This window comes from Stenotrophomonas sp. YJH_SMC_73, from assembly GCF_059370155.1.
The window spans coordinates 118,003-135,945 of sequence record NZ_JCAFTJ010000013.1 but is presented as its reverse complement, the minus strand read 5'-3'; the positions used below and the strand labels follow the sequence as shown (position 1 = coordinate 135,945).

General features: G+C 68.4%; 17 protein-coding genes and 1 tRNA gene. 8 read left to right on the top strand and 10 right to left on the bottom strand.

Annotated elements, in window-relative coordinates; all coding sequences use genetic code 11:
- Nucleotides 1-67: 67 nt before the first annotated feature.
- From AC5P8R_RS18860 to AC5P8R_RS18840, 5 genes are all read right to left on the bottom strand, one after another.
- Nucleotides 68-1,027, bottom strand: coding sequence for a ribose-phosphate diphosphokinase (locus AC5P8R_RS18860; protein WP_005415400.1), 960 nt, complete (start codon nt 1,025-1,027; stop codon nt 68-70).
- A 140-nt stretch (nt 1,028-1,167) separates the two neighbouring features.
- Nucleotides 1,168-1,244 (bottom strand) — tRNA-Gln (locus AC5P8R_RS18855).
- 11 nt (nt 1,245-1,255) lie between these two features.
- Nucleotides 1,256-2,125: a 4-(cytidine 5'-diphospho)-2-C-methyl-D-erythritol kinase gene (gene ispE, locus AC5P8R_RS18850; protein ID WP_014646034.1), complete on the bottom strand. Its 870-nt coding sequence runs from the start codon at nt 2,123-2,125 to the stop codon at nt 1,256-1,258.
- Nucleotides 2,122-2,781: a lipoprotein insertase outer membrane protein LolB gene (gene lolB, locus AC5P8R_RS18845; protein ID WP_014646033.1), complete on the bottom strand. Its 660-nt coding sequence runs from the start codon at nt 2,779-2,781 to the stop codon at nt 2,122-2,124. Before lolB ends, ispE begins: the two co-directional genes overlap by 4 nt.
- Nucleotides 2,778-4,463 carry a tetratricopeptide repeat protein gene (locus AC5P8R_RS18840; protein WP_173390336.1) on the bottom strand — a complete coding sequence of 562 codons (1,686 nt, stop codon included), beginning with the start codon at nt 4,461-4,463 and terminating at the stop codon, nt 2,778-2,780. The genes lolB and AC5P8R_RS18840 overlap by 4 nt, the downstream gene beginning before the upstream one ends.
- 63 nt (nt 4,464-4,526) lie before the next feature.
- Between AC5P8R_RS18840 and hemA the strand changes: the two genes are divergently transcribed.
- The 4 genes from hemA to ppk2 are packed head-to-tail and all read left to right on the top strand — an operon-like array spanning nt 4,527 to nt 9,411.
- Nucleotides 4,527-5,810 carry a glutamyl-tRNA reductase gene (gene hemA, locus AC5P8R_RS18835; RefSeq protein WP_046429046.1) on the top strand — a complete coding sequence of 428 codons (1,284 nt, stop codon included), beginning with the start codon at nt 4,527-4,529 and terminating at the stop codon, nt 5,808-5,810.
- Complete coding sequence (gene prfA / locus AC5P8R_RS18830; RefSeq protein WP_014646030.1) at nt 5,788-6,870, top strand: peptide chain release factor 1; 1,083 nt, start codon at nt 5,788-5,790, stop codon at nt 6,868-6,870. Before hemA ends, prfA begins: the two co-directional genes overlap by 23 nt.
- Before the next feature lie 5 nt (nt 6,871-6,875).
- Nucleotides 6,876-8,582, top strand: a complete 1,707-nt coding sequence (locus AC5P8R_RS18825; protein ID WP_495223722.1) for an O-linked N-acetylglucosamine transferase, SPINDLY family protein — start codon at nt 6,876-6,878, stop codon at nt 8,580-8,582.
- Between the two features lie 46 nt (nt 8,583-8,628).
- Nucleotides 8,629-9,411 (top strand): polyphosphate kinase 2, encoded by a 783-nt coding sequence (ppk2, locus tag AC5P8R_RS18820; protein ID WP_169411771.1) that lies wholly within the window; start codon nt 8,629-8,631, stop codon nt 9,409-9,411.
- Between the two features lie 497 nt (nt 9,412-9,908).
- Here the strand turns inward: ppk2 and AC5P8R_RS18815 are convergent, their stop codons facing one another.
- On the bottom strand, nt 9,909-10,484 hold the full coding sequence (locus tag AC5P8R_RS18815; protein ID WP_014646027.1) for a TlpA family protein disulfide reductase: 576 nt from the start codon (nt 10,482-10,484) through the stop codon (nt 9,909-9,911).
- Nucleotides 10,481-11,755 carry a YihY family inner membrane protein gene (locus AC5P8R_RS18810; RefSeq protein WP_032956948.1) on the bottom strand — a complete coding sequence of 425 codons (1,275 nt, stop codon included), beginning with the start codon at nt 11,753-11,755 and terminating at the stop codon, nt 10,481-10,483. The genes AC5P8R_RS18815 and AC5P8R_RS18810 overlap by 4 nt, the downstream gene beginning before the upstream one ends.
- A 77-nt stretch (nt 11,756-11,832) precedes the next feature.
- Here AC5P8R_RS18810 and wrbA point away from each other — a divergent pair, with 77 nt between their 5' ends.
- The 3 genes from wrbA to AC5P8R_RS18795 all read left to right on the top strand — a co-directional run bounded on the left by wrbA (nt 11,833) and on the right by AC5P8R_RS18795 (nt 13,323).
- A complete protein-coding gene (gene wrbA, locus AC5P8R_RS18805; protein ID WP_014646025.1) occupies nt 11,833-12,426 on the top strand; it encodes an NAD(P)H:quinone oxidoreductase in 594 nt (197 codons plus the stop codon).
- Complete coding sequence (locus AC5P8R_RS18800; protein WP_014646024.1) at nt 12,423-12,758, top strand: DUF2069 domain-containing protein; 336 nt, start codon at nt 12,423-12,425, stop codon at nt 12,756-12,758. The genes wrbA and AC5P8R_RS18800 overlap by 4 nt, the downstream gene beginning before the upstream one ends.
- 79 nt (nt 12,759-12,837) lie before the next feature.
- Nucleotides 12,838-13,323, top strand: a complete 486-nt coding sequence (locus tag AC5P8R_RS18795) for an asparaginase domain-containing protein (protein WP_010481766.1) — start codon at nt 12,838-12,840, stop codon at nt 13,321-13,323.
- Nucleotides 13,324-13,411: 88 nt separating this feature from the next.
- Here AC5P8R_RS18795 and AC5P8R_RS18790 read toward each other — a convergent pair whose 3' ends face one another.
- From AC5P8R_RS18790 to sufT, 3 genes are all read right to left on the bottom strand, one after another.
- Nucleotides 13,412-15,151: a S8 family serine peptidase gene (locus AC5P8R_RS18790; RefSeq protein ID WP_041863080.1), complete on the bottom strand. Its 1,740-nt coding sequence runs from the start codon at nt 15,149-15,151 to the stop codon at nt 13,412-13,414.
- A gap of 475 nt (nt 15,152-15,626) precedes the next feature.
- The gene (locus tag AC5P8R_RS18785; protein ID WP_049440133.1) at nt 15,627-16,721 is read right to left on the bottom strand and encodes a branched-chain amino acid aminotransferase; all 1,095 of its coding nucleotides are present in this window, start codon (nt 16,719-16,721) and stop codon (nt 15,627-15,629) included.
- A 59-nt stretch (nt 16,722-16,780) separates the two neighbouring features.
- Nucleotides 16,781-17,332 carry a putative Fe-S cluster assembly protein SufT gene (sufT, locus tag AC5P8R_RS18780; RefSeq protein WP_005415385.1) on the bottom strand — a complete coding sequence of 184 codons (552 nt, stop codon included), beginning with the start codon at nt 17,330-17,332 and terminating at the stop codon, nt 16,781-16,783.
- 122 nt (nt 17,333-17,454) lie between these two features.
- Here sufT and AC5P8R_RS18775 point away from each other — a divergent pair, with 122 nt between their 5' ends.
- Nucleotides 17,455-17,874 carry a hypothetical protein gene (locus AC5P8R_RS18775; RefSeq protein WP_041863078.1) on the top strand — a complete coding sequence of 140 codons (420 nt, stop codon included), beginning with the start codon at nt 17,455-17,457 and terminating at the stop codon, nt 17,872-17,874.
- Nucleotides 17,875-17,943: the final 69 nt, after the last annotated feature.

Below are 17,943 nucleotides of genomic sequence, written 5' to 3'. Positions count from 1 at the left end.
GGTTGAAGATGCTTCCGCGACCAGAAGCATCCGGGTATGTCCCGCCGTTGCCGGCAGGGACGAAAACTCAGTCGACGTACAGCGAGCTGACCGACTCGCCGAAGGCGATGCGGCGCATCGTTTCGGCCAGCATTTCCGCCACGCTCAGCTGGCGGATCTTGCTGCACACCCGCGCTGCGTCCTTCAGCGGGATGGTGTCGGTCACCACCAGCTCGTCGAGCTGGGAATTGGTGATGTTGTCCACCGCCGGGCCCGACAGCACCGCGTGGGTGCAGTAGGCGGCGACCTTGAGCGCACCGCGCGCCTTCAGGGCAGCGGCAGCGGCGCACAGGGTGCCGGCGGTATCGACGATGTCATCGACCATCACGCAGGTCTTGCCTTCGACGTCACCGATGATGTTCATCACGGTGGAGACGTTGGCGCGCGGGCGGCGCTTGTCGATGATCGCCAGGTCGGCGTCATCCAGGCGCTTGGCCACCGCACGGGCGCGGACCACGCCGCCCACGTCCGGCGAGACAACAATCAGGTTCTCGGTGCCGTAGGCGCGCCAGATGTCGGCCAGCAGCAGCGGGGACGCATACACGTTGTCCACCGGAATGTCGAAGAAGCCCTGGATCTGGTCGGCGTGCAGGTCGACGGTCAGCACGCGATCAGCGCCAGCGGTGCTGAACATCTTGGCCGCCAGCTTGGCGGTGATCGGCACGCGCGAGGAACGCATGCGGCGGTCCTGGCGCGAGTAGCCGAAGTACGGCACCACGGCGGTCACGCTGGCCACCGATGCGCGCTTGAGCGCGTCGATCAGCACCAGCAGTTCCATCAGGTTTTCCGCGCTCGGCGCGCAGGTCGGCTGGATCACGAACACGTCCTGCTTGCGGACGTTCTCTTCGATTTCCACCTGCACTTCACCATCGGAGAAGTGCGACACCAGCGCCTTGCCCGGGCGGACCCCCAGTTCCTTGCAGATGTTCTGCGCCAGACGTTTGTTGGCGTTGCCGGAAAAGACCAGCAGGTTCGGGGACTCTTGCATCATGATTGTCTCGGGCGGGGACGAGTGGCGGGGATCCGGAGTCGGCAAGGACCCCGATGGACCCTTGCTGCTGACAACACCGCGGTTGTTTCCACGTCCCGCGCGGGCGATGCGCTGGAAGGCGCGGACACAGCCGCTATTGGCAGGGGCGGTAGGATTCGAACCTACGAATGCCAGGATCAAAACCTGGTGCCTTGGGCCTCTTGGCGACGCCCCTGCATTGATAAATCAGTGTTGCTCGAGTGCATCCAGCAGTGGCGAACGCGCAACGCCCGCTGCCACCCTTGCCCGCAACTCCTTCGGCAACTTCGACCGCCCCTGCTCTGCAGCAGCCTGCGATGCGAACTCGACGAAACAACCACTTCCCGAACCGGTCAGCCGCGCCGCGCCGATGTCGCTCAACGCGGCAAGCGCTGCCTCGACGGCAGGCTCACGGCGGCGCAGCACCGGTTCGAACGCGTTCCCGACCAGGGTCCCGGAAGCGAAGTCCTCTATTTTCGCCACTGGGCTGTCGCGCGTCAAATCCGGGTCTGCAAACAGGACCGGCGTAGGAACATGAACACCCGGTTCAACCACCACATACCAGGCCGGCGCCAGCGTGATCGGCTGCAGGCGCTCGCCCACCCCTTCGGCCCAGGCATTGTGGCCACGCACGAACACCGGCACGTCGGCGCCCAGGCGCAGGGCCAGCGCGGCCAGGGCATCCTCGTCCAGGCCGGCGCGCCAGAGCCGATTCAGCACCACCAGCACGGTGGCCGCATCGGACGAACCGCCGCCGAAGCCACCACCGGCAGGAACGTGCTTTTCGACGATGATGTCAGCACCTTGCGCGCCCTTCGCCTCATCCTGGAGCAGGCGCGCGGCCCGCACCGCTAGGTCATCGGCCTCGGCCACGCCGGCCAGGCCCTCGCCCTGCCGACGCACCTGACCGTCTTCACGCAGGCGCAGGCCGATGCGGTCTCCCCAGTCCAGCAGGCGGAATACGGTCTGCAGCTCGTGGTAGCCGTCGGCCCGGCGGCCAGTGATGTGCAGGAACAGGTTCAGCTTGGCCGGGGCCGGCCACCAGGACCAGCCCGCGTCGTCGCGCCCGGCGCTCATGGCGTGCCCTGCCCCCACTGGTCCACCAGCAGGCGCACCTTGGCGTCGCCATTGCTGGCCTCGATCCGTCGCGGCAGCGCCGGTCGTCCGGCGTCGGCCGGGTACCAGTCCAGGTACTGCACCTGCCAGCCCATCTGCTGCATGCGGCGCGGCCGGCCTTCACCGTCGCGCTCGACCTTTTCCGGACCGGCAGCATCCCCGGCCACCAGGCCGCGGATCCACTCCGGCAGCTGATTGACCGGGATGTCCCAGCCAGTCGCTTCCAGCAGCAGCTGCTGGGCGTCCTCGCCATCGCGCGGACCGCCGGACAGCCCTTCCAGGCGACCGGCTTCGGAATGGGTGTCGCCGGTCAGCTTCCAGCTCTGCCGGGTCACCGGCGCGCTCAGTTCGACCACGTAGCGGCGGCCGTCCTGCTTCCAGTCGATGCGACCGCTGCCGCCGTCCTTGCCCTTGCTGACCGCCACCCGCCCCTGGAAGGCCCAGTCCGGCTGTGCCTGCAGCGCGGCCACGCGCGCTGCCTCGGCCTGCGCCGCTTCAGCCGAAACAATCTCGACCACCGCTGGCGCCGGGGTCTTCTGCGTGCCGACACTGGTACAGGCGCTCACCGCCAAGGTCACGGTCGCCAACAGCAGCGGCCGGATCAGGGAACCACTCATGGATTGAATTTCTCACGGGCGCGCAGCAGCGCGCGGTTTTCAGGGTCGAGCTTGGCCGCTTCGTCGAAGAAGTGGCGGGCCTCGTCATGCTTGCCCAGCACCCACAGCACTTCGCCGACGTGGGAAGCGATCTCCGGGTCCTTGGCCAGGGTCCAGGCCCGGCGCAGCTGTACCAGTGCCTCTTCCTTGCGGCCCAGGCGATAAAGCACCCAGCCATAGCTGTCGACGATGGCGGCGTTGTCCGGCTCGGCCACGCGGGCGCGGTCGATCAGCTCCAGCGCTTCCTGCAGGCGGCCGGTGCGATCGGCCAGGGTGTAGCCCAGCGCGTTCAGCGCCGGCACGTTTTCCGGGTCGGTCACCAGGATCTTGCGCAGGTCGGCCTCGGCGCGCGGGATGTCGTCGCGGCGCTCCCAGGTGAGCGCACGTGCGTACAGCAGGCCGTTGTCGTCCGGGTAGGCGGCCAGGCCGCGGGCCAGCGCATCCAGTTCACCGGCGCTGTCGTCACCACGCTGGCGCAGTTCGGCTTCCAGCAGGTAGGCGTCACGGCGCACATCGTCGTCGACCACCGCGTCGGACTGGATCGCGTGCACTTCCTCCAGCGCCAGCGGCAGGCGCCCGGCCAGGGCCTGGGCATTGGCCGCGCGCAGGCGCGCTTCGCTCAGCTCATCGCCACCGGGCACGCTGTGGTACCACTGCACCGCCTCGGGGTAACGCTTCAGGTATTCGGCGATCTTGCCCAGCAACAGGCGCTGCGCCGGATCCGGCTTGGCCGCCTGCCGCGACAGCTCGTTGTAGAGGTTGGACAGCGCCGCCTTGTCGCCCTGCTTGGCCAGCAGCGAGGCGCGCATGCCCCAGGTCTGTACGTCCTGCGGGCCGAACGCCAACACGCGCTCGGCCGCAGCCGGCTGGCCCAGGCTGTCGTAGGCGATGGCCACCGCATTGCGCAGCTCGGGGTCCTGGCGGGTCTTCGGCTCGACGTCGTGCAGCAGCGACAATGCCTTGTCGGTCTCGCCCGCCTGCTGCAGCTGGCTGGCACGCAGCAACGCTACGCGCGGTTCTTCCGGGAAGCGCTTGACCACTTCATCGATCATGCGCCGCGCCAGCTCGGGCTTGTCCATGCGCAGGGCCAGGCGACCGAACTCCTGCCAGGCCTCGATCTTCGGCGGAATCGCATTGGCATCGACCAGCTCGCCGAGCACCTGCGCCGGCACCGCCGGGTCGCGGCCACCGCCGATCAGCGCGGCCAGGGCGAACTTCCAGCCGCGCTCGTCGGGGTCGGCCAGCAGCGCCTGCAGCTCGGTGCGGGCAGCCTTCACATCGCCCTGGCGCATGGCCAGCGCACCGGCGGCGCTGCGCATGGTCAACGAGCGCGGGGCGCGCTGCTGCCACAGGGCCAGGCCCTTGGCGGCGCTGGCATCATCGTTGGCCAGCATGGAGATACGGGTCGCGCGCTCGGCCAGGCCGGCGTCGCCGTCGGTCTGCTGCGCGGCCTGCAGGTACCAGCGCGCGGCCTCGGCCAGCTTGCCTGCCTGCAGGGCGAACTCACCGGCCATCACCGGTTCCAGCGCCAGTTCCTCAGTGGCCGCGGCCCGCACGGGGGCCTTGGCCGGCACCGCCGCCAGGGCCTGGGCGCAGGCCAGGGACAGCAGCAGAACACTGGGGATGCGAATCAATGCGGGCATCGTCGGCATCGGGGCCTTAAAATGTCGTCCAATGGCCAGCAGCTTATCGCAAGCAACTGAACAATGACCCTGTGGGTGCTCGGACTGAATCACCAGACCGCACCGGTGGAGCTGCGCGAGCGCGCGGCCTTCGCCGGTGAGGCGTTGCCGCGTGCGCTGGGCTCGCTGCGCGATACCCCGCAGATCGCCGAGGCAGTGCTGCTGTCCACCTGCAACCGCACCGAACTGTATGCCGTGGCCGAGTCGGCACAGGCGCTGGACCAGTGGCTGCACAGCCAGGCAGGCGACCTGCAGGGCTACCTGTACCAGCATGCCGATGCCGAGGCCGTGCGCCACCTGTTCCGGGTCGCCACCGGGCTGGACTCGATGGTGCTGGGCGAACCGCAGATCCTCGGCCAGGTTAAGGATGCCTGGTCGACCGCGCGTGACCACGGCCTGCTCGGCCAGCGCCTGGACCGCCTGTTCCAGCAGACCTTCTCGGTAGCCAAGCGTGCGCGCACCGATACCCAGGTCGGCGCCAACCCGGTGTCGGTGGCCTCGGCGGCGGTGCGCCTGGCGCAGAACGCCTTCGCGCGCCTGGATGACTCCACCGTGCTGCTGGTCGGTGCCGGCGAGACCATCGAGCTGGCTGCACGCCACCTGAGTGAGGGCAAGGTGCGGCGGCTGCTGATCGCCAACCGCACCCTTGCCCACGCGCAGGAACTGGCCAGCCGCCATGGCGGCGTGGCCCTGCCGCTGACCGAACTGGACCGCCATCTCGGCGAGGCCGACATCGTGTTCTCGGCCACCGCCGCGCGCGAACCTGTGATCCATCGCGAGATGGTGGCCAACGCACTGCGCGCGCGCCGGCACAAGCCGATGCTGCTGTTCGACCTGGCCGTGCCGCGCGACATCGAAGCCGAGGTCGGCACGCTCAACGACGCCTTCCTCTACACCGTCGATGACCTGGAACGCGCGGTGGAAGACAACCGCCGTGGCCGCCGCGAGGCCGCCGCCGAGGCCGAGGCGATCATCGACCTGCAGGTGTCGCGTTTCATCGAGACCCAGCAGGCCAGCGCCCACCAGGCACCGCTGCGGCAGCTGCGTGCGTTCGGCGAAGCGACCCGCGCCGAACTGCTGGAGCGCGCACGGCAGCAGCTGGCCAACGGCAAGCCCGCCGACGAAGTGCTGGAACTGCTGGCCCATGGCCTGACCAACCGCTTGCTGCATCCGCCGACCGCCGCACTGCGCGCGGCCGCGCTCAGTGGCGATGCCGACCTGACCCGCGCCGCCGAGCGCCTGTTCCCGGCCACGCCGGGTTACCGCCACCCACCCGTGAGACCCGATGACGCCGACCCTGCGCCGTAAGCTGGAAGCGCTGGCCGAGCGCCGCGAAGAACTGGAACGCCTGCTCGCCGAACCCGATGTGGTCGCCGACAACACCCGTTTCCGCGACCTTTCGCGCGAATTCGCCCAACTTGAACCGGTCGCTGCCGCGCTCGCCGAGGAAGCCCGTGCCAAGGCCGACCTGGCCGCCGCCGAAGGCATGCGCGCCGACCCCGACCTGCGTGAACTGGCCGACGAGGAAATCGCCGCGGCGCAGGCGCGCCTGCAGGAACTGGAACAAGAACTGGCCCTGCTGCTGGTACCGCGCGATCCGCGCGACGAAGGCAACCTGTTCCTGGAAGTACGCGCCGGCACTGGCGGCGATGAAGCCGCGATCTTCGCCGGCGATCTGTTCCGCATGTACGCCCGCTATGCCGAGCGCCAGGGCTGGAAGGTCGAGATCGAATCAGACAACCCCGGTGAGCATGGCGGCTACAAGGAAGTGGTGGCGCGCGTGGTCGGCCGTGGTGCGTTCTCGCGCCTGAAGTTCGAATCGGGCACGCATCGCGTGCAGCGCGTGCCGGCCACCGAATCGCAGGGCCGCATCCACACCTCGGCGGCCACCGTGGCGATCATTCCCGAGGCCGACGAGGTCGATGACATCGTCATCAACCCGGCCGACCTGAAGGTGGATACGTTCCGCTCGTCCGGTGCCGGCGGCCAGCACGTCAACAAGACCGAATCGGCCATCCGCATCACCCACGTGCCGACCGGCGTGGTGGTGGAGTGCCAGACCGAGCGCAGCCAGCACGCCAACCGCGACAAGGCGATGAAGCGCCTGAAGGCGCAGCTGCTCGATGCCGAGCGCCAGCGCCAGGACGCCGCGCAGGCCGAATCGCGGCGCCTGCAGGTCGGCAGCGGCGACCGCAGCCAGCGCATCCGCACCTACAACTTCCCGCAGGGCCGGATCACCGACCACCGCGTGGAAGGCCTGACCCTGTACGACCTGCCCAACATCCTCGCCGGCGACCTCGACCCGCTGCTGCAGCGGCTCAGCCACGAACACCAGGTCGATGCCCTGGCCCAGCTGTCGGCGGGCTGAGCACGATGTCGGCCTGGCAGCAGCGACAGCACCTGCAGCAGGCGATCGCACGCCAGCCCGGCGATTTCGTCGCCTGGGTGATGCTGGCCGACCTGGAACTGGAAGCCGGCGACATCGCCGCCGGCGAGCAGGCGGCACGACGCGCGCTGCAGCTGCGCCCGAACCACCCCGAGGCCCTGGCGCGCCTGGGCCGCGTGGCCTGGATGGCCGGCGCGCACGCCGACGCGGCGAAGCTGCTTGGCCAGGCCTCGGCATTGGCCCCGCAGCACCCGGGCATCGCGCTGTGGCTGGGCCATGCGCTGGAAGACGCCGACGATGCCGAAGGCGCAGCAGCGGCCTATCGCCGCGCGCATGCGCTGATGCCGGATGAACCCTACATCGCCGGGCAGCGCCTGGCATGGCAGCGCCGCCTGTGCGACTGGCAGGACGTGGACACGCTGGCTGCGCAGGTACGCGCCGCGCTCGCCGCCGGCCACGGTGCGGTGGAACCCTTCGCCTTCCTCAGCGAAGACGCCAGCGCGGGCGAGCAGTTGGCCTGTGCACGTGCGCGCGCCGCACTGATCGCCGCCTCGGTCCGGCCCTTGCCGGCAGTGACGGTACGCGCGCGCGGCCCGTTGCGCGTCGGCTTCCTTTCCAATGGCTTCGGCGCCCATCCCACCGGGCTGCTGACCGTGGCCCTGCTCGAACACCTGCGTCATGACCCGGCGTTGCAGCTGCACCTGTTCGCGCTGAACCGCGCCGATGGCAGCGGCATCCGCGAACGCCTGCAGTCCGCGACCCGGCTGCATGAGGTGGCCGCACTGCGGCATGCCGACATCGCGGCCCGCATCCGCGCACAGGGCATCGACCTGCTGTTCGACCTGCGCGGCTGGGGCGGCGGCGGCACGCCCGAAGTGCTGGCGATGCGCCCGGCCCCGCTGCAGCTGAACTGGCTGGCCTACCCCGGCACCTCGGGCGCGCGATGGCTGGACGCCGTGGTCGCCGACGAATTCGTACTGCCGGCAGCGCTGGAACCGCACTTCAGCGAACGCGTCCTGCGCCTTCCGCGGGCCTTCCAGCCCTCGGACAACACCCGCACGCTGGAGCCGTCGCCGTCCCGCGCCGAGTGCGGGCTGCCCGAGCACGGCGTGGTGTTCTGCTGCTTCAACAACAGCTACAAGCTCAACCCGCGCAGCATGGGCCGCGCCTTCGCAGTGTTGCAGGCCGTGCCCGGCAGCGTGCTGTGGCTGCTGTCCGGCCCCGGCCAGGCCGACGCCCGCCTGCGCACCGCCGCGCAGGCTGCCAGCCTGGACCCGGCGCGGCTGGTGTTCATGGCCAAGCTGCCGCATCCGCAGTACCTGGCCCGCTACCCACTGGCCGACCTGTTCCTCGACACGCATCCGTACAACGCGCACACCACCGCCTCCGATGCACTGTGGGCCGGCTGCCCGGTGCTGACCTGCCCGGGCGACACCTTCGCCGCGCGCGTGGCCGGCAGCCTCAACCACCATCTGGGGCTGGCCCGGATGAATGTCGCCGATGATGCGGCGTTCATCGCCACCGCCAGCGCACTGGGCAATGACCCCGCAGCACTGGCCTCGCTTCGCGCCGAGCTGGCGCAGGCGCGCGAACGCAGTGGCCTGTTCGACATGGCCGGGTTTGCCCGCGACCTGTCGGCCCTGCTGCAGCGGCTTGCCGGTGAACACGGCTGGCAAGGTGTCGACAACACCTGAGCGACCCCTGCGTTACGCTCGGGCTTCCTCCCCGCGTGGTGTGACGATGGCCAAGCTCAAGCGCAAGGACTACGACGAACTGCTGCTGCCGCTGCAGCTGGAACTGACCGCGATGGCGCGCTGGGTGCAGCTCAGCGGGCAACGCCTGCTGGTGCTGTTCGAGGGACGGGATACGGCAGGCAAGGGCGGCGCGATCCAGGCCATCAGCCAGCATCTCAATCCACGCCAATGCCGGGTGGTAGCACTGCCCAAGCCTACCGACCGCGAAGCCACGCAGTGGTATTTCCAGCGCTATGCCTCGCATCTTCCCGCCGCCGGCGAGATCGTGCTGATGGACCGCAGCTGGTACAACCGCGCAGGCGTCGAGCGGGTGATGGGCTATTGCAGCGAAACCGAGTACCAGCAGTTCCTGCGCCAGGCACCGGTGTTCGAGCAGCTGCTGGTGGATGACGGCATCCTGCTGTTCAAGTACTGGCTGTGCGTGGACCAGGAGCAGCAGGAGAAGCGCTTCGCCGAACGCCACCTCGATCCGCTGAAGGGCTGGAAGCTGTCCCCGGTCGACCTGAAATCGCGCAGCAAGTACAGCGCCTATACCGAAGCCCGCGAGGCGATGCTGCGCGCGACGCATCGCGAGGCGGCGCCGTGGACGCTGGTGGATTTCAACGACCAGCGGCTGGGGCGACTGACCCTGGTGCGCAACCTGCTGGACCGGTTGCCGGACACACGGGTGGATGCGCCGTTGCCGGAGCTGCCGAAGCTGAAGGGCAAGCTGCATCGCGAGCACTACGATGTGCTGAAGCCGATCGAGGACTTCCCGGTCGAGGGATAAGGGGGGCGGCAGGGTTGCACCCTGCACCTGCTCAACGCAACAGCAACGGCAACGGCAACAGCGGGCATCCGCGGGATGGCGGGGCGGTGTGGGTGGGCAGGACACGCCGTAAACCCGTCCCTGGGGGCTCGATGGCGCCATCCATGGCGCCAACGGTCCTGCCCACCCACACCGCCCCGCCTCTGACAGATCCCTGCGGCTGTTGGTAGGTGTCGACCTTGGTCGACACATCTGTCAGATATCGAAATGGAACCGGGGTCAGATCCGTTTTCCTGCGGAAAGCGGATCTGACCCCATCGGCAATCCCATTGGCCTGGCGGGCGTCGGATCGTGTCTGGGGCAGAGCCCCCCCTGAGCCAGGGGGCGGCCGCGAAGCGGCGGGGGTTTGGGTGTTGGTAAGTGGGGCCCGCGGTTCGCGCAGCGAAGCGTGGGAGCGGCAGCGCGCATGCGATGGCGCGTACCGAGGTGCAGGGCCGCAGGCCCTGCCGACCCACCCACTACTTGGCGGCCGCGATCTGCTTTTCGATGTCGGCGGCGGTCACCGGGCCAAGGAAGGTGTGGGCCAGCTTGCCCTGCGGATCCAGCAGATGCGTCAACGGCAGGCCTCGCGGCGTGGCGAAGTCGGCCGGCGGATCGAACGGGTCCACGATCACGATCGGATAGGTCACCGGATGCTTGGTCAGGAACGACTGCATTTCCGGCACTTCGATGTCCTCGTAGGCCAGGCCGACCACCTCGATGTTGCTGCGCATCGCATGCAGCGCCGACAGCTCGGGCATCTCCTTGCGGCACGGGGCGCACCAGGTCGCCCAGAAGTTCACCACCACCCACTTGCCACGATGCGCGGCCAGATCGTAGTCGCTGCCATCCACCGCCTTCATCTTCAAGGTCGGGAATTCGGCAGTGGTGCGCTCGGCCGGGGTTTCATCGACCGGTGCCGGAGTGGTCGGCGTCGGCGCCTGTGCCGGCGGCTGGCTGCTGGCCGGTGTCGGCTCCTGGGCCGGCTTGCAGGCCGCCAGGGCCAGCAGCAGGGTCAACGGGAGCAGCAGCGGCAACGGCGTCTTGCGGGTCATGGCATGTCTCCAGAGTCGGTATAGATATCACTGACCTTGCGCTTCAGGCGTTCGCGCAGGGGCAGCCGCAGATCGTCCAGCGCCGCCAGTGCGGCACGGCCCAGGCTGTCATCACGGTACGGCAGGTGCTGCTCGGCCACCGGGATGCGCAGCTGGGTACACTCGTACAGATCGGCCAGGCTGACCTGGTCCAGGTCACGCGACAGCAGCCACTCGCCCCGCTCGTCGCGGCGCAGCAGGTCGATCTCCTGCAGGTTGCAGATCAGGTCCTGCAGCAGTGAATCGGTCAGCATCGGCTCCAGCCGCAGGATCTCGTCATCGGCCAGGCCCTTGCCCTTGGCCCGTGCATGCTGGAAGCGGCCAAGCAGGCGCAGCAGTCCATAGAACTCATACCCCTGCGGCAGGCGCAGTTCCACCGGCTGGTAGCGGAAGGCGGCCATCGAAGAAGCCAGCGACGCCCCCAGCAGCACCGCCACCCAGCACAGGTAGATCCACAGCAGCAGGATCGGCACGAACGCCACCGTGCCATACAGTTTCTGGTAGGACTGGAAGCTGCCCAGATAGGCACCGATGCCCCACTTCACCAGTTCCAGGATGACCGCCGCCAGGATCGCGCCGGGCACGGCATGCCGCCATTTCACCGTGTGGTGCGGCACCACCCGGAACATCAGCGTGATGCAGACGAACTCGATCAGGATCGGCGCCAGCCGCAGCGCCAGCTCGGCCAACCAACGGCCCTCCTGGGTACCGAACAACGGCATCGCGAACACCCGCGCCGATACCGCAAGCGATGCGGCGGCGAGCATCGCGCCCAAGGTCAGCACGGTCCAGTAGACCAGGAAGCGGGTCAGCTTGGGCCGGGTCGAGCCGACCCGCCAGATCTGGTTGAAGGTCTCTTCCACACTGTTGAGCGTGATCAGCAGTGAGGCCACCAGTGCGATGAAGCCGGCCGCCGTCAGCTGGCCGGCACTGGCCGAGAACTGCCGCAGGTAGCCCTCGGCCGCACGCGCCGCGGAGGGCACGAAGTTGGAGAATACGTAGTCGCTGAGCTGATCGCTCCAGCGGTCGAAGACGGGGAAGGCCGACAGCACACCGAATACCACGATCGCCAGCGGTACCAGCGCGAACACCGTGGTGTAGGCCAGCGCCGCCGCTGCCTGGAACAGGCGGTCGTCGAGGAAGCGATGCCACAGGAAGCGGCCGAAACTGATGGCCCGTGCGCGATCCCGCGCGCGCTCCATCCACAGGTTGAGCGTATCCAAAGGTTCCATCGGTGGAAGGGTACCCGATGCGGAATGCTGGCAGGATAGCCATACTGGTAGCCACACGACGAGGAGAAGCGGGCACGATGGGCGAGATTCTGGTGCTGTACTACAGCCGGGGCGGTTCGGTGGCACGGCTGGCGCGCCAGATCGCGCGGGGCATCGGCGAAGTGCCGGGCATGACCGCGCGCCTGCGCACGGTGCCGCCGGTGGCCGCCGTGACCCAGACCGCGCAGCCACCGGTACCCGACGATGGCGCCCCCTACGTGAGCGTGCAGGACCTGGTCGACTGCCAGGGCCTGCTGCTCGGCAGCCCCACCCGCTTCGGCAACATGGCCGCGCCGGTCAAGCACTTCCTGGATGGGCTGGGCGCCGAATGGGTCAATGGCACCCTGTCCGGCAAGCCGGCCGGCGTGTTCACGTCCACCGCCTCGATGCACGGCGGCCAGGAATCGACCCTGCTGTCGATGCAGGTGCCACTGCTGCACCACGGCTGCGTGATCGTCGGCATCCCGTTCACCGAACCGGCGCTGAGCCACACCACCAGTGGCGGCACGCCCTATGGCGCCAGCCACGTGGCCGGTGCCGCCGACGATCCGCAGCCGACCGACGACGAAGCGGTGCTGGCGCGCGCGCTGGGGCGCCGGGTGGCCGACATCGCGCAGCGGTTGGCCCGATGAACCGCGCGCCGCGCACGGTCCTGCTGTTGGCCCTGATGGGGCTGGCCGCGCTGTTCGCAGGCTGGTTCATCAATGACAGGCACTGGCTGGCCACCCAGCTGGTGTTCACCGCGCCACCGCTGGCGCTGGCCATCGCCGTGCGCCTGGGCTGGCGCAAGGCCGGCTTCTGGGCCTCGGTGCTGGCGCTGGGCTGGTTCAGCCACGGCGTGATGAGCGCCTGGAGCCACCCGGAGACGCGCTGGCTGGCGCTGATCGAGATCGCGCTGGCGCTGCTGGTGATCTTCAGCGCCAGCCTGCCCGGCCTGCGCGCCCGCTTCGGCAAGCGGCGCTGACGCTGCGCGCCCAGGGCCTTATCATCTGCATTCCTGGCCCCGCGCCGCAGTCCCTGTCCTGGTTTCGCGCATGCACATGATGGAAGAGCTCCTGGTCGTCACCACCGGTGGCACGATCGACAAGATCTACTTCGACGACAAGTCGGACTACCAGATCGGCGATCCGCAGATCGGCATGATCCTGCGCGAGCTGGGCGTGACGTTCCGCTTCAACGTGATTCCGATCCTGCGCAAGGATTCGCTGCACATCAACGACGAAGACCGCGAGCTGATCCGCGCCACCATCGCCGCGCAGCCCACCCGGCACGTGCTGGTGACCCACGGCACCGATTCGATGGTGCAGACAGGCAAGGTGCTGGCGACGATCCCGGACAAGACCATCGTGATGACCGGTGCGCTGAGCCCGGCACGCTTCCGCGGCTCGGATGCGGAGTTCAACATCGGTTGTGCGATCGGTGCGGTGCAGTCGCTGCCGAGCGGCGTGTACATCGCGATGAACGGGCGGATCTTCGACCCGCAGCACGTGCGCAAGAACGTGGCGGCTAACCGTTTCGAGTCGGTCTGAGGAACAGCGTGCCGGCCGAGGTCGGCACCCACCCGGACAAAAACGCCCCGGCCGAAGCCAGGGCGTGCCCTTGGAGAGGGACTTGGGCTCAGTACTGGGCGCTGAGGGTCAGGCCCGAGAAGGTGCTGTACGCCTTCACCCGCACATACCAGGTGCCGGCGGCAGGGCTGTTGACGGTGCAGGTCTCGCTGTTGCCGCTCAGGTACGGACGGCAGGTGTAGGTGGTATCGGTCGGGGCACTGCCCTGGCGCACGTACAGGTCGGCATCACCGCTGCCGCCACTGATTGCCACGCGCAGCTGGGTGCTGCCGGCCGGAACGGCGACGGTGTAGTTCAGCTCGGCACCGGTCGCGGCGCCCAGGCCGGTCACCGGCACGTTGTTCTGCAGCACGTTGCCGCCCGGGTTCGGGCCACCGCCATTGATCGCCGCATCCACGGCCGCGTTGGCGTCGACGATGCCGGCGCCGCAGCCCCCCGAGCAGGCGCCCGGCAGCGGGCGTGCGGTGCTCTTGATGATGCTCTCGACCTGTGCCGGGCTCAGCGGGCTCGGCGCCACCGACTGCATCAGGGCCACCACACCGGCCACATGCGGCGCCGCCATCGAGGTGCCGTTGTAGGACGCGTAGCTGGCGCTGCCCGGCGTGGTGGTGCCGGTGTTGAGGGTGGACAGGATGCTCTGGCCCGGGCCGGAAATGTCGATGCCGGCACCATAGTTGGAGAAGCTGGCCCGCGCACCGGCCGAGGTCGTGGCCGCCACCGCGATCACGTTCGCGCAGTTGGCCGGCACCGACGAGGACACGTTGGTGTTGCTGTTGCCGGCGGCGACCACCACGGTGGTGCCGCGGCTGACCGCGCCGTTGATCGCGTTCTGGTAGGTGGCCGAGCAGGTGCCGCCGCCGCCCAGCGACATGTTGATGACTTCCGCCGGATTGGCATTGGCCGGCACGCCACTGACGGTGCCGCCGGAGGCCCACACGATCGCATCGGCGATGTCGGAGGTATAGCCGCCGCACTTGCCGAGCACGCGCACCGGGACGACCTTGGCGTTGAACGCCGTGCCGGCCACGCCGGTGCTGTTGTTGGTCACCGCCGCCACGGTGCCGGCGACGTGGGTGCCGTGCCAGCTGGAGTTGGACGCCGGGATGCCCGAGCCGCACTCGTTGGCGCCATACCAGTCGCCCTCGTCGTTCGGGTTGCTGTCGCGGCCACCGCCATCGCGCGCCATCGCGGCATCGCTGATGAAGTCATAGCCGGGCAGGATGTTGGCGTTGAGATCGGGATGGTTGGTGATGCCGGTATCGATCACGGCCACCACCACGCCGGTGCCGGTGGCCTTGTCCCAGGCCGGCCGCACGTTGATCGACGCGTTGGAGGTACCAAAGCCCCACTGTTCGCTGAAGCGGGTGTCATTCGGGGTCAGCGTCGCACGCATGATCTGGTCGACTTCGACGTATTCCACGTTCGGGTCGGCGGCCAGCTTGCGCATCAGCAGCTCGGATTCAGCCTGGTCAAGCGGGCGGTCGGTCCTGACCAGGGTCGGGCCGACGGCCAGCTTGCGGACCTGCTGCAGGCCCAGCGCACGGCCCTGGCTGCTGGCCAGGCCGGCGGCGGCACTCTTCAGCGAAGAGGCCAGTGCGGTGGTGTTGGCCACCGGCGCACTACCGTCGCGGTACTTCACGATGAAGCGCTGGTGCGTCGGCGCGGACTGCAGGCCGCTGAGCTGGACGTCACCGGCCAGCGCAGGCGTGGCCAGCAGCAGCGATGACAGAACGGACGCACCAAGGACCACCCACACTCGACGCACACGCGGTTGCGTTACCTGGGACATCGTATTTCCCTTTCTAGTGGTGTGAATGCCGGAATCGGCAGAAGCACCGGCCCGAACCATGGGCTGGCTTGCGTTGGCGAGGTTCGAAGTCCGGCGAGTCAGCGGATCCCCCTATCGATCCGCCGTGCAGATGACGCTAATGACCAAAACCGGACACCACAAGATTTTCAGCGTCTTTTCAGCAAGATGAAATGTTCGTTCTGAGACTTCCCGGGTCGAGGGTTTGTGAAGGTGAAGGAACTTTCTCATCTCCTGCACACACCTGACTGGGTCATCACCTGTCCTGCGATGACTTTGCCGACATCGGCATCCGCCGATTCGGGGTCGGAGTGGGTGGGGTCAGATCCCTTTTCCCACGGAAAAGGGATCTGACCCCACCCACCTGTCCACAACGCAGAAAGCCCGTCACAGGGACGGGCTTTCCAGGAACAACGCAGCCGAGCGCGCGCTCGGGTCTACAACCCGGTGCGGGCGATCAGCCCAGCTTGACCAGCCAGTTGTGCCGGTCCGGCAGGCGGCCGTACTGGATGTCGGTCAGTTCCTTGCGCAGCGACATGGTCACTTCGCCGGCCGGCGCGTTGATGTCGCCCACCGAGAAACCCTCGCCCTTCAGCTGGCCGATCGGGGTGACCACCGCCGCAGTGCCACAGGCAAACACTTCGCTGATCGCACCGGAGGCCACGCCGTCCTTCCACTCGTCGATGCTGACCTTGCGCTCTTCGACCTTCATGCCACGGTCGCGCGCCAGCTGCAGGATGCTCTCGCGGGTGATGCCCTCGAGGATGCTGCCGGACAGTTCCGGGGTGACCAGCGTGCCGTCCTTGTAGACCAGGAACACGTTCATGCCGCCCAGTTCTTCCAGGTACCTGCCTTCGACCGGGTCCAGGAACAGCACCTGCGAGCAGCCCTGCGCCTGCGCCTTCTGCTGCGGCAGCAGCGAGGCGGCGTAGTTGCCACCGCACTTGGCGGCGCCGGTGCCGCCCTTGGCCGCGCGCGCGTATTCGGTGGACAGCCAGATCGACACCGGGGCCACGCCCTTGGCAAAGTACGGGCCGGCCGGGCTGGCGATGACGTAGTAGCCGGCCTTGTGCGCGCCGCGCACGCCGAGGAAGGCTTCGTCGCCGATCATGAACGGGCGGAAGTACAGGCTCGACTCGTCGGCCGACGGCACCCACTCGCTGTCGACGGCGATCAGCTGCTTCAGCGATTCGACGAAGATCTCCACCGGCAGTTCCGGCAGCGCCAGGCGCTGCGCCGAACGCTGCAGGCGACGGCCGTTGGCATCCGGGCGGAAGGTCCAGATCGAGCCGTCAGCATGACGGTAGGCCTTGATGCCTTCGAAGATCTCCTGGCCGTAGTGCAGCACGGCCGCGGCCGGGTCCAGCTGCAGCGGGCCGTAGGCACGCACGCTGGCGTTGTGCCAGCCGGCATCCTTGTCCCAGCGAACTTCCACCATGTGATCGGTGAAGTGCAGGCCAAAGCCCGGCTTCTCCAGGATCTTGGCGCGCTCTTCAGCGCTGCGCGGGTGGTCCGAACGGGTGACGGCGAAGCTGGGAATGGACTGGGACACCGGAGGATTCCTGTTCTGGTTGCGGGTAGTGCCGGGCCCGCGTCACTGCGGGCCCTGGGTCAAAGCATGCCGGTCTCGAGCCGCGCCGCCTCGGACATCATGTGCTGGTTCCACGGCGGGTCGAACACCAGGTCGACGTCGGCCTCGGCCACCGTCGGGATCATTTCAAGCTTGCTGCGCACGTCGTCGACCAGGATCTCGCCCATGCCACAGCCCGGTGCGGTCAGGGTCATCTTCACGTCGATCTCGCGCTTGCCTTCGTCCAGATGCTTGATCTCGACTTCATAGACCAGGCCCAGTTCAACGATGTTGACCGGAATCTCCGGGTCGAAGCAGGTGCGCAGCTGCTGCCACACCAGTTGTTCCACCTGCTCATCGGTGGCGTCGGCCGGCAGCTCGAGCGGTGCCGGCGCCTCCTTGCCGATGGCGTCGCCGTCCTTGCCGGCGATGCGGAACAGGTTGCCCTCGACGAACACCGAATAGCTGCCGCCCAGCGCCTGGGTGATGTACCCATAGCTGCCGGCGGGCAGGGTCACGGTATCGCCCTGCGGGACCATCACGGCCTCGCAATCGCGTTCGAAGTGGACAGGTTCGCTGCTACGGGAATACATGGGGACCGATATGGGGCCGTGGCCGGGGCCACGCAAGACGGCATTCTAGCCCAGCCGCCCCGGCACCGCCGGTGCACTGCGGCAAACCACAGTATCCTGTGGGTGATCTTCAGGGAGCTTCGATGTCCTCCATTGCCACGCGTGCCAGGACCGTCACCTGGCTCTGGTCCCTCATGCTGTTGCTGGGTCTGCTTGTTGCTCCCCTCGCCTGGATGGTCCTGGCGCTGATGACCGGCCGACAGGTCGGCTGGATGGCGGTAGTGTCCGCCCTGGAACTGGTGTTCATGCTGCGCCTGGGCACACTGGGCCCGGGCCGGTTGCGCATCGCCCTGGTCGTGCTCGGCACTCTGCTGGTGGCCGCCGTGGCCAACTGGGCCATCGCCAGCGCCTGGATGGGCGGCTCGATCGGTCTGGACCTGTGGGACGCCACCACGCGGATGGGCCCGCACCTGGCCTGGACCCTGATCACCCTGGCCAATGGCGCGATGGAATGGCTGTGGCTGGCCGTGGCCGTGGTCGTCGGCGCCTGGCTGGCGCGCTGAGCGCGTAGATCCACGCCACGCGCGGATGGGGGTAGTGCCGGCCGCTGGCCGGGAAAGGGGTCAGAGCCC

Excerpts from the sequence above, each read along its gene's own strand:
- AC5P8R_RS18860 (WP_005415400.1), bottom strand. The coding sequence starts at position 1,027 with ATGCAAGAGTCCCCGAACCTGCTGGTCTTTTCCGGCAACGCCAACAAA.
- ispE (WP_014646034.1), bottom strand. The coding sequence starts at position 2,125 with ATGAGCGCCGGGCGCGACGACGCGGGCTGGTCCTGGTGGCCGGCCCCG.
- lolB (WP_014646033.1), bottom strand. The coding sequence starts at position 2,781 with ATGAGTGGTTCCCTGATCCGGCCGCTGCTGTTGGCGACCGTGACCTTG.
- AC5P8R_RS18840 (WP_173390336.1), bottom strand. The coding sequence starts at position 4,463 with ATGCCCGCATTGATTCGCATCCCCAGTGTTCTGCTGCTGTCCCTGGCC.
- hemA (WP_046429046.1), top strand. The coding sequence starts at position 4,527 with ATGACCCTGTGGGTGCTCGGACTGAATCACCAGACCGCACCGGTGGAG.
- prfA (WP_014646030.1), top strand. The coding sequence starts at position 5,788 with ATGACGCCGACCCTGCGCCGTAAGCTGGAAGCGCTGGCCGAGCGCCGC.
- AC5P8R_RS18825 (WP_495223722.1), top strand. The coding sequence starts at position 6,876 with ATGTCGGCCTGGCAGCAGCGACAGCACCTGCAGCAGGCGATCGCACGC.
- ppk2 (WP_169411771.1), top strand. The coding sequence starts at position 8,629 with ATGGCCAAGCTCAAGCGCAAGGACTACGACGAACTGCTGCTGCCGCTG.
- AC5P8R_RS18815 (WP_014646027.1), bottom strand. The coding sequence starts at position 10,484 with ATGACCCGCAAGACGCCGTTGCCGCTGCTGCTCCCGTTGACCCTGCTG.
- AC5P8R_RS18810 (WP_032956948.1), bottom strand. The coding sequence starts at position 11,755 with ATGGAACCTTTGGATACGCTCAACCTGTGGATGGAGCGCGCGCGGGAT.
- wrbA (WP_014646025.1), top strand. The coding sequence starts at position 11,833 with ATGGGCGAGATTCTGGTGCTGTACTACAGCCGGGGCGGTTCGGTGGCA.
- AC5P8R_RS18800 (WP_014646024.1), top strand. The coding sequence starts at position 12,423 with ATGAACCGCGCGCCGCGCACGGTCCTGCTGTTGGCCCTGATGGGGCTG.
- AC5P8R_RS18795 (WP_010481766.1), top strand. The coding sequence starts at position 12,838 with ATGGAAGAGCTCCTGGTCGTCACCACCGGTGGCACGATCGACAAGATC.
- AC5P8R_RS18790 (WP_041863080.1), bottom strand. The coding sequence starts at position 15,151 with ATGTCCCAGGTAACGCAACCGCGTGTGCGTCGAGTGTGGGTGGTCCTT.
- sufT (WP_005415385.1), bottom strand. The coding sequence starts at position 17,332 with ATGTATTCCCGTAGCAGCGAACCTGTCCACTTCGAACGCGATTGCGAG.
- AC5P8R_RS18775 (WP_041863078.1), top strand. The coding sequence starts at position 17,455 with ATGTCCTCCATTGCCACGCGTGCCAGGACCGTCACCTGGCTCTGGTCC.